Raw genomic sequence first — 10,207 nt, 5'->3', positions numbered from 1 at the left:
CCCGAATCGACCCGCGCACCCTCGACAACCGACATCGCCAGACTCCCTCTCGATCACGCAACGGTGTGTTGCGTCATCGACTCTGGACCGGTCGGAAGGGGTTACCCAGCCCTCTGGTTGTGCTGGCGCCGCGCAAGCTAGCACTCCCAGGGCCACCTTCCGGGGCGGTGTGCGGCGCGCTCCCCCGGCACACTGGAAGGCATGGACACACCGACCGCTCTGGGGGAGTTCCTCCGCACCCGTCGCGCCCAGCTCCAGCCCGAGGACGTCGGGCTCCCGTCCCACGGCACCCGCCGGCGCGTGCCCGGGCTGCGGCGCGAGGAGCTCGCCCTGCTGGCCGGCGTGAGCATCACGTACTACACGCACCTGGAGCAGGGGCAGAGCACGAACGCCTCGGACAGCGTCCTCGATGCGCTGGCCCGTGCGCTGCGCCTGACGCCGGACGAGCACGCGCACCTGCACAACCTTGCCCGTCCGCCGCGCGCCAAGCGGGCCGCGTCGCCCCGCCCCGAGTACGCCCGCGACACCACGCGCCGGCTGATCGGTGCGATGCCGCAGGTCCCCGCCGTGGTGCTGGACGGCCGCAACAACGTGCTCGCCTGGAACCCGCTGGGCCACGCCCTCCTCGCCGGGCATCTGGACTTCGCGAGCCCCGACGATCCCGCCGTACGCCCGAACCTCACGCGGATGCTGTTCCTCGACCCGCACACCCGGGAGCTGTACACGGACTGGAAGAGCGAGGCCCGGGTCGCGCTGGCGGCGCTGCGCCTGGTCGCGGGCCGCAATCCCGGAGACCGTGCGCTGGCCGAGCTGATCGGCTCGCTCATGCTGCAGAGCCCGGATTTCGCCTCGCTGTGGTCGAAGCACCCGGTGCGGGACTGCACGGTCGGTACGAAGACCCTGCACCATCCGGTGGTGGGCCCGCTGACCCTCGACTTCGAGAACCTGCACCTGACCGACGGCACCAACCACCGGATGCTGCTCTACAGCGCCCCCGAGTCCTCCCCCTCCGACGCGGCGCTGCGCATGCTGTCGAGCCTGACCGCCGGGGCGGCGTCGGGTACGGGCCGGGGTACGCCGGAGCCCGCGCCGGCTGATGCCGACGCGGGCGGTGAGCGGTAGGGCAGGTGGGGCGGTGGTCGCAGGTGGGGGGGTCGGGGCGGGTCAGTCGCGGGCGGCCGCGCTGACCGGGGTCCGGTCCCCAGACGGCTCGTGGGCCGGGGCCGGGGCCTGGGTCGCGGTGGACGGCGTACGGGGCCTGGCCCGGCCGAAGCGGCGCATGGCGGGCATCTCGACGAAGCGGAAGAGGAGCCAGCCTCCGAGCAGCGAGGCGGCGAAGAAGCCGGCGATCACCAGCAGGGCGACGGGAACGCTGTAGGTGTGCTCGCCCAGCAGCGAACGCAGGTAGAAGATCGTGACGCCCTGGACGAGGTAGAAGCCGAAGGAGACCTCGCCGAGCCAGACCATGGGCCGGCTGCGCAGGAAGGTGGTGCGGCCCTCGACGTCGGCGTTGGCGGTGGCCCCGATGAGCGCGGCGACCGGGATGATCGTGGCGACGACGAACCCGTACTGGAACGGGGCGACGAGCGCGGCGGCGTAGCCGAGGACGGTCAGGGCCAGGGAGACGCCGAACCCGACGCGGCGCGGCCACAGTCCGGCGAGGACGATGCGGGCGAGCAGGATGCCGAGGACGAACTCGAAGAGGCGGCCGGCGGGCAGCAGGTAGCCGAACCAGAACTGCATGCCGGAGATCGGCGTGATGGTGGACTTCGGGGTGTCGGGGACGAAGTGGGTGGCGATGAGCTGGACGGCCACCATTCCGGCGATCATCGCGGCGCTCCAGCCCCACAGGGCGGTCCGGCCGCGGAGCCTGCGGATCGGGACGATGAGCGCGGGGAAGAGCATGTAGAACAGCAGCTCGCTGCCGAGGGACCAGCTGGGCGGGTTGACGCTGAGGTTGACGGTGGGCTGCGGCCACCAGGTGTGGATGAGCAGGAGGTTCGGGAGCCAGTCGGCGACGCCGGTGACGGCCGAGCCGGCGAAGAGGACCATCGCGGCGGCGAAGACGACGATGTGGTTGGGGAAGATCTTCAGCAGTCGGCGGCGCAGGAACGCGGTGACGGGCTCTCCGGGCTTGGCGGCCCAGGCGAGGACGAAGCCGGAGAGGACGAAGAAGAAGGAGACGCCCAGGTAGCCGGCCTTGCCGAAGGCGGTGGCGAACCAGTCCGCGATGCCGGCGTCGGCGAAGGGGTTGATGGGGGCGTTGGGCGGGATCGGGGAGTCGGTCAGGGACGAGTGGAAGAAGAAGACGGAGAGGGCGGCGAAGAACCGCAGGCCGGTCAGTGAGGGCAGCTTCGCCCGCTTCGCGGCGTCGGAGGACGTCGTGGAGGCCACAGGGAATCGCTCTTTCGGAAGAGGTGCGGAAGAGGTCTCGTGAGGGACGGCCCCCGGGGCCGTGGTCCGCCGTGCGGCGGGGGGCACGGTCCCGGGCGGCGCGCGCAGGGGCGTCGCGGAAGGCGGGACTGCCCGTCGGGGGCGGGAGGAGGGCGCCGGGGCCGGCGCGCCCCCAGGGGAACACCCCTCAGTGCTCGATCAGTGCTCGATCTGGTTGCGGTAGAGCATGAGCTTGGCGTCCTTGGCCACGTAGTAGTTCTGCACGGAGTACGCGATGGTGGCGAAGTCCAGGCGGCCGTCGCCGTTGAAGTCGGCCGTCGCGATACGGGCGACGGACTCGTCGGAGACCCGCCACTTGGCCCAGATGCCGTTGGCGGCGTCGATCGCCTTGTAGTACATGACGCCCTGCCACGGCCACGGGCCGCGGAGCGCCACGAGGAACTCGTCGTCGCCGTCGCCGTCGAAGTCGGCGCAGACGATCTGGTGACCGGGGCCCTCGCCGTTCTCGTTGGGGTCGCCGTACACGTCGAGCAGGACGCGGTTCCAGCCCTCGCCGTCGCCGGCCTTGGTGTAGACGGCCACCGTGTTGCCGTGGAAGGGCTCGATGGCGGCGACGTAGGCCATGGGGTCGTCGCCGAGGCGGCCGGCGTTGAGGTCGCCGCTGCCGCGGAATCCGGTCTGCTCGAACTGCGTGAGCTCGCCGGTGCCGATCAGCTCGCGGATCCACTCCCGGCGGGTCTCGTCGTAGTGGAGCCAGGTGACGCCCTCGTCGGAGGCCAGCAGCAGGGACTCGAGGTCGGAGCCGGGGACCAGGCCCTTCATCTTCTCGGCTCCGTGGATCATCCGGAAGTGGCTGTCGTCGATGACGGTCATCTCCCACTCCTGCGCCGTGTGCACGTCGTCGGGCTGGGTGAACAGCACGACGGGCAGTACGGCGTGGACGTCCTCCTTGGCGACGATCGGGAGGCCGATGATCTGGAGCCGGTCGGTGCGGGTGAAGTGGCCGGCGCGCAGGCGGTGCATGCCGGTGGCGCGGCCGACGTAGTGGCGCTTCCAGCGGGACTCGTCCTTGTCGGGGGTGCCCGGGTTCTCCAGCCAGTCGATCTTGCCGCCTTCGGTGTTGGCGTCGTGGATCGTGCCGATCGGGCCGTACAGGTCGTAGCAGACGATGACGTCGGGGTGGCCGTTGCCGGTGACGTCGGCGTAGTCGGCGCCGACGGGCATCTTGATCCGGTCGGCTATCAGGCGGCGGGTCCAGTCGCCGTCGTTGGCGTACCAGTAGATCTCGCCGAGGCGGAGCCCGTAGCCGAAGAGGTCGGGCTTGCCGTCGCCGTTGATGTCCGGGGCCTCCAGCCAGTAGCCGTCGCGGAGTTGGTCGGCGACGATCTCGGCGGTGAACTTCGGTGCGCGCAGGACGGTTTCGCCGGTGGGGCCGGTGGTGGTCACGACTGGTTCTCCAGGGGGTTCGGGGCGGTCACGGGGAGGGTGCGCAGTGCGCGGGGTACGGGGTGGTACTCGATGGCGAGCCAGATGCAGTCGGTGTCGGCCCGGTACTGGTGCCAGGGGTAGTGGTAGGTGCACTGGGGGCCGGTGGCGCAGAACGGGTCCGGGGTGGTGTAGCCGGGGCTCATCAGGACGTCCTGGTAGAGCGAGGCGTGGTCGCGGTCCCGGAAGCGCTGCATCCGGCCGAGGCCGTGGACCTGGGTGTGGACCTCGATGAAGTCGTGGCTGTTGTGGACGGCGCAGTCGGTGCCGGCGGGTGAGAACCAGAGGTTGGCGCGGACGTTGAACTCGCGCAGGTCCGTGGCGCTCTCACGCTCGCCGAGCACGTGGGCGGGGTCGAACAGGACGGTGTTGATGTCGTCCTGGGGGCTGCGGTGGAGGGCGGTCTCGCGGGGGAACTCACCGGGGCCGAGGAGGTCGGCGAGGTGGGACCAGCCGGGTTCCTCGGTGATGGCGGTGATGTCGGTGCCGTCGGGGGCGGAGCGCAGGAGGAGGAGCGCGTCGGCCTTCTCGATGCGGGTGTCGGCGAGGACGGTGGAGGAGAGCGGGGGGATGGTCTTGCGGGGCTCCTCCGCGATGGTCACGGGCGTCACACCGGGGTTGACGACGATGGTGCGGCCTTCGACGGTGTAGTCCACGGCGTCGCGCACGAGGTCGGCCCTCAGGTACGGGGTGCTGAAGCTCAGGGGGCGTTCGACGGCGGACGGGGTGGCGCTCATGTGTGCTCCTCTCGATCGGGTGCGGGCCGCGGGCGCGGGCCGAGGTGCGGGCCCGGGTGCGGCCGGGGTGGTGGCCGGGGGGCTCAGGTGCGGGCGAAGTCGGCGGTGCGGGCGAGCTCGACGCTGAGCTCGTCGACGGCGTCGTCGGGGACGAAGGGCTCGGGGGCGGGGCCCAGGCCGAAGAAGTGGGCGAGGGCGGCGACGGTGCGCTCGGTGGCCTGTCCGTCGCCGTACGGGTTGGCGGCGTTGGCCATCCGGTCGTAGGCGGCCCGGTCGCGCAGCAGCTCCAGGGTGTGGGCGACGATGCCCTCGGTGGCCGTGCCGACGAGGCAGGCGGTGCCGGCGACGATGGCCTCGGAGCGTTCGGTGACGTCGCCGAGGACGAGCGTGGGCTTGCCGAGGGCGGGCCCCTCCTCCTGGCTGCCGCTGCTGTCCGAGACGATGAGGTCGGCGCGGCCCATGAGCTTGCAGAAGCTGAGGTAGGGCAGCGGGTCGGTGACGGTGATGCCCGGGTGGCTGCCGATGTGCGGCAGGAGCGCCTCGCGGACGACCGGGTTGCGGTGGAGCGGTACGACGACGCGTACGCCGGGCTCGTCGGCGATGCGGGCCAGGGCCCGGCCGATCTGCGGCAGGTGCGGCCAGGCCTCCCGGCGGTGGGCGGAGGCCAGGACGATCCGGCGCGGGTCGCTGTCGAGGTCGGCCAGCGCCGGGTCGCCGTAGCTCTCCGCGCGGCCGCTGGCCCAGCGCAGGGCGTCGATGACGGTGTTGCCGGTGACGGTGACGGTGTCGGCGGCGATGCCCTCGCGCAGCAGGTTCGCGAGGTTGCCGGGGGTGGGGGCCAGGTGGAGGGCGGCGACCTGCGCGACGAGGCGTCTGTTGCCCTCCTCGGGGAAGGGCGAGCCCAGCCGGCCGCTGCGCAGGCCGGCCTCGACGTGGACGACGGGGATCCGCAGGTGGAATCCGGCCAGGGCGCCGGTGAGGGTGGTGGCGGTGTCCCCGTGGACCAGGACCGCGTCGGCGGGCGAGGCTGCGAAGTAGTCCTCCAGGCCGCGCAGCGAGCGGTAGGTGACCTGGGAGAGGGTCTGCTGGGGCGCCATCACTTTCAGGTCGACGTCGGCGGTGAGGCCGAAGGCGTCGAGGGTCTCGTCCAGCATCTGGCGGTGCTGCCCGGTGGAGATCACGACGGGCTCGAAGCGCGGGTCGTCCTGGAGGGCGCGGATGACCGGCGCGAATTTGATGGCTTCCGGCCGGGTGCCGAGGACTACGGCGACGGAACGCATGGCTTCCTCTTTCTTTCGGGCGCGGTGGGAATCGGGCCGTGGCATGGCGGGGGAAGGGGCGCGGGCACGGCGGTGCCGCGGGCGTGTCCGGGTGGATGTCCGGGGGTGTGGCTGCGGGTGTGGGCCAGGGGATCGGATCGCTCTGCGAGGGGCCTTTTTCGGCTGCCCTCTTCCGGCCTGTCATCAGCTTTCCCGGAGCCGCACGGACAGTCAACGAACTCCCCCGGCCACTCGAACAGTTGGCCGGGAACGCCAGAAGCCCCGCACTCCGGGGAAGGGAGTGCGGGGCTGGTGAGCAGGGACGACGGCCGCGGGACCGCGGGCAGGGCCGTGTGGGGGGCGGCGGACCGCCGGCGGCGGCCCGCCGGCCGTCATCCGTCCGGGGATCAGCCTCGGGCAGGCTTGATCGACATGGAGTGGCGGAAGAAGTCGGACGGGTCGTAGCGCTTCTTGACCTGCTGGAGGCGCGGGTAGTTGTCCTTGTAGTAGAGGGTCTGCCAGGGCACGCCGGAGCGGTTGCGGCGCGGATCGGTGATGTCGCGGTCGGGGTAGTTGATGTAGCAGCCGTCCGTGCTGTCGTCGATCAGGGGCACGCCGCCGGTCGCCGCGAAGAAGTCCTCATACAGGTCGCGCAGCCAGCCCAGGTAGAAGGCGTCCTCGCTCTCCTCCTGCCAGAAGGTCTGGAAGCACATCTTGAAGATGGAGGACCGCTGGGCGTTGGCGGTCGCGTCGGGTGCGACGGCGTTGACCTGGCCGCCGAAGGAGAACAGCACCAGCATGGTGTCGGGGTTCTTGAAGTCCGGCCGGCTCATGTACCGGTAGAGCGCGGCAATCTGGTGGTCGGTGAAGTTCTTGCGCATGTACGCGGACTTGTGCGCGCCGCGTGAGGTCGGATCGGTGATGGTCGGGTTGTTGGTGCCGACGAGCCGGGTCGCCTGGAACCAGGGCAGTGTTCTGGGCTCGGCGAACTGCGGCATGGCGGGGAGTTCGCCGGTGGCGCGGGTCAGTGCCCGCGGGGTGACCCCGGTGCCGGCGGTGATGGCCGCCACGTAGTCGTCGAGGAGCTTGCGGGCGTTCGGGACGGTCGCGTCGACCTGGGTGAACATGCCCAGGCTGCCGTGGGCCTTGGAGCTGACGTTGAAGAGGCTGGAGAGGTTGCGGTAGGGGCTGTCGGGTGCGCTGTGGGCGGCGTGCCAGGCGCCGAAGTTCTTCAGGAGCCGGGTGAAGCCGGCTTCCGTCAGCTGTTCCCAGGGGAAGTCGAGGGCGCTGACGAGGACCTTCGACGGTGGCGAGATCAGCTGTTCGGAGGGTTCGGAGCCCTTCGCGCCCGGGGAGCGGAACCAGTAGCGGGTCACCAGGCCGAAGTTGCCGCCTCCGCCGCCCGTGTGCGCCCACCACAGGTCGCGGTGGGGGTCGTTCTTCTCTCGGGTGGCGACGACGGTGCGGACGCCTCCCCTGCCGTCCGTGACGACGACCTCCACGGCGTAGAGGTGGTCGACGACCAGGCCGTGGGCCCGGGAGAGGAGCCCGTAGCCGCCGCCGACGATGTGCCCGCCGGCCCCGACGCTGTAGCAGATGCCACCGGGGATGGTGACGCCCCAGCCCTTGTACAGCGCCTCGTAGACGTTGATCAGGCGGGCGCCGGCCTCGACGACGAAGGCGCGGCGGGCGGGGTCGTAGCCGACGTGGGTCATCTCCGAGAAGTCGATGATGACCTCGGTCCCGGGGTGGGCGGCGAAGTCGGCGAAGCAGTGTCCGCCGCTGCGCACGGAGACCCGCTTGCCGGCCCGGACGGCGTCTCTGAGGGCCCGTTCGGCGTCCGCGGTCGAGCGGACCATCTTGATGTAGTCGGGGCGGGCGACGAAGCGCTGGTTGTTGCCGGTGGTGAGCATCTCGTAGCGCGGGTCTCCCGGGCGTACGACGGCTCCCGTTCCGGCGGCCGCGCCGGGCGCCGCGGTGGCGGCGGGGTCCGTGGCCGCTGCCGCGGGCCCGGCGAGCGCGCCGGCCACCGCCGCGCCTCCGACGACGGCCGCACTGCGGGTGAGCATGGTCCGGCGATCGACACCGTTCATGGGGCTACCTCGACTTCTGTTCGACGATGGGGTGGGTGCCGTGCCCGGCACCGGCGGAGTGGTGTTGCGCGGGGAGTGGTGCAGGGGGGAACGGCTCGGCGGGGAGCGGACGTGTCCGCCGGCTCCTGCGGTCGAGGTGGCCGGAGAGGGCCGCCGTGCCGAGCCCGGCGGCGGCGAGTCCGGCGCCGATCCAGGTCGGCGAGGTCCATCCCAGGCCGTGGGCGACGGCGAGGCCGCCGAGCCAGGCGCCGAGGGCGTTGCCGAGGTTGAAGGCCGCGATGTTCGCCGCGGAGGCGAGGGCCGGGGCCCCGGCCGCCTGCTGCATCACGCGTGCCTGGAGCGGCGGCACCGTGGCGAAGCCGATCGCCCCGAAGGCGGCCAGGGTGACCGCGGCGGGCAGGGCGGCCCGCGAGGTGAAGGTGAAGACCACCAGCACCAGGCAGAGGCCGCCGAGGATGAGGTACAGGCTGGGCATGAGGGACCGGTCGGCGGCCCGGCCGCCGAGGACGTTGCCCACGCACAGCCCGGCGCCGAAGAGGACGAGGAGCCAGGCGACCGCGCCGTCGGAGAAGCCGGCCAGTTCCGTCATCATCGGGGCGAGGTAGGTGAAGGAGGCGAAGACGCCGCCGAATCCGAGGACCGTCGTGGCCAGGGCCAGCCACACCTGCGGTCTGCGGAAGACGGCGAGTTCACCGCGCAGGGCCCCGCTCGGCGGGGCGGGCTGCGCCGGGACCAGTGTGATGAGGGCGAGCAGTCCGACGATCCCGATGCCGGTGACCGCCCAGAAGGTCGAGCGCCAGCCGAACTCCTGGCCCAGGAAGGTCCCCAGGGGCACGCCGAGCACATTGGCCAGGGTGAGGCCGGTGAACATCAGGGCGATGGCGCTGGCCCGCCGGTCGGGGGCCACGAGGTCGGCGGCGACGACGGAGCCGATCCCGAAGAACGCGCCGTGGGTGAGGGCCGCGATCAGCCGTCCTCCCATGAGGGCGGCGTAGTCCCCGGCGAGTGCGCAGAGCAGGTTGCCGGCGACAAAGATTGCCATGAGCACGACAAGCATGGTCTTGCGGGGAAGGCGGGCGCCGGCCGCGGTCATCAGCGGTGCGCCGACGACCACGCCGAGGGCGTATCCGGTGACGAGCATGCCGGCGGAGGGGATGGACACCGACAGGTCGTCGGCCACTTCGGGGAGCAGGCCGACGATGACGAACTCGGTCGTCCCGATCCCGAAGGCGCCGACGGCGAGGGCGAGGAGGGAAGCACGCATCGGCCTGGTCAGATCTGCCGCAGGGCGCCGCCGTCGACGCTCCATTCGGCGCCGGTGACCTGGCCGGCCAGCGGCGACAGCAGGTACGCGATCACGCCGGCGACGTCTTCGGGGGTGCCGATGCGGCCGCTGGGGAGTCGGCGCACCTCGCGGATGAAGTGGTCGACGGCCTCGTCGGCGGGGAGGCCGAACCGCTCGCCGAGCTGGTCGGCGAAGCCTCCGGGGGCGTCGAAGAGCGCGGTCCGGGTGGGCCCCGGGGAGACCACGTTCGAACGCACCGCCCGGGCGCCGAACTCGGCGGCGAGGGACTTGGAGAGGGAGAGCAGGGCCGTCTTCGAGGCGGCGTAGTCGACGATGCCGGGGTCGGGGTAGCGGGCGGCCTCGCTCGCCACGTGGACGACGGATCCGGCTCCCGACTCCAGGAGTGCGGGGAGTGCCGCGCGGGTCATGCGCACGGCGGAGTGGAAGTTGACCTCGAAGGTGCTCTTCCACTGCTCGTCGCCCACGTCGAGGAAGCCGGCGCGGGATTCGAGCGCGCCGACGTTGTTGACGAGGCCGTCGAGCCGGCCGTGACGCGCGGCCACGGCGTCGGCGACCTGCCGGGCCGCGGCGGGCTCGGTGAGGTCGGCGGTGAGGGTGCTGACCCGGTCGCCGAGGGCTTGGGTGCTCCACGGCTTGCGGGCGACGCCGACGACCGTGGCGCCTTCGGCGGCGAGGAGGCGGACGGTCGCCTCGCCTATACCGGACGACGCGCCGGTGACGAGGTACACGCGGTCTTCGATATGGAGGTCCATCACGTTCCTTGGGGAGGAGGGAGGCGGCCCCGGCACGGTCGACGGGAGCGGTCTGACGACCGTGCCGGGGCGCTTGCGGAGGGAGGGGGATCTCTTCGGCCGGTGAATCAGCCGGCGGCGGCGACGTCCTTCGCGGCCTTGGTGCGGAGGAAGAGGACGGTGGTGAGGATCCCGACGACCA

Annotated in this window: 8 protein-coding genes; 1 reads left to right on the top strand and 7 read right to left on the bottom strand. The window is 71.9% G+C overall.

Annotation, left to right across the window (positions count from 1 at the left end; all coding sequences use genetic code 11):
• Nucleotides 1–201: 201 nt before the first annotated feature.
• Entirely contained in the window at nucleotides 202–1,122 is a 921-nt protein-coding gene (locus AVW11_RS34455) for a helix-turn-helix domain-containing protein (RefSeq protein ID WP_060181182.1), read from the top strand.
• A gap of 42 nt (nucleotides 1,123–1,164) precedes the next feature.
• Here AVW11_RS34455 and AVW11_RS34450 read toward each other — a convergent pair whose 3' ends face one another.
• The 7 genes from AVW11_RS34450 to AVW11_RS34420 form a co-directional block, all read right to left on the bottom strand.
• A complete protein-coding gene (locus AVW11_RS34450) occupies nucleotides 1,165–2,394 on the bottom strand; it encodes an acyltransferase family protein (protein WP_060181183.1) in 1,230 nt (409 codons plus the stop codon).
• A gap of 198 nt (nucleotides 2,395–2,592) precedes the next feature.
• Nucleotides 2,593–3,840: an FG-GAP repeat domain-containing protein gene (locus AVW11_RS34445; protein ID WP_076046988.1), complete on the bottom strand. Its 1,248-nt coding sequence runs from the start codon at nucleotides 3,838–3,840 to the stop codon at nucleotides 2,593–2,595.
• Complete coding sequence (locus tag AVW11_RS34440; protein WP_060181184.1) at nucleotides 3,837–4,616, bottom strand: hypothetical protein; 780 nt, start codon at nucleotides 4,614–4,616, stop codon at nucleotides 3,837–3,839. Before AVW11_RS34440 ends, AVW11_RS34445 begins: the two co-directional genes overlap by 4 nt.
• Before the next feature lie 83 nt (nucleotides 4,617–4,699).
• Nucleotides 4,700–5,896 (bottom strand): non-hydrolyzing UDP-N-acetylglucosamine 2-epimerase, encoded by a 1,197-nt coding sequence (gene wecB, locus AVW11_RS34435; RefSeq protein WP_076046987.1) that lies wholly within the window; start codon nucleotides 5,894–5,896, stop codon nucleotides 4,700–4,702.
• A 386-nt stretch (nucleotides 5,897–6,282) separates the two neighbouring features.
• Complete coding sequence (locus tag AVW11_RS34430) at nucleotides 6,283–7,968, bottom strand: FAD-binding oxidoreductase (protein ID WP_076046986.1); 1,686 nt, start codon at nucleotides 7,966–7,968, stop codon at nucleotides 6,283–6,285.
• 4 nt (nucleotides 7,969–7,972) lie between these two features.
• The gene (locus AVW11_RS34425) at nucleotides 7,973–9,232 is read right to left on the bottom strand and encodes an MFS transporter (RefSeq protein ID WP_076046985.1); all 1,260 of its coding nucleotides are present in this window, start codon (nucleotides 9,230–9,232) and stop codon (nucleotides 7,973–7,975) included.
• 8 nt (nucleotides 9,233–9,240) lie between these two features.
• The gene (locus tag AVW11_RS34420) at nucleotides 9,241–10,026 is read right to left on the bottom strand and encodes an SDR family NAD(P)-dependent oxidoreductase (protein ID WP_060181187.1); all 786 of its coding nucleotides are present in this window, start codon (nucleotides 10,024–10,026) and stop codon (nucleotides 9,241–9,243) included.
• Nucleotides 10,027–10,207: the final 181 nt, after the last annotated feature.

Source organism: Streptomyces amritsarensis (assembly GCF_001953875.1).
Lineage (GTDB): Bacteria > Actinomycetota > Actinomycetes > Streptomycetales > Streptomycetaceae > Streptomyces > Streptomyces amritsarensis.
Note: the sequence above shows the minus strand (reverse complement) of the source record. Positions and strands in the feature narration are given on the sequence as shown.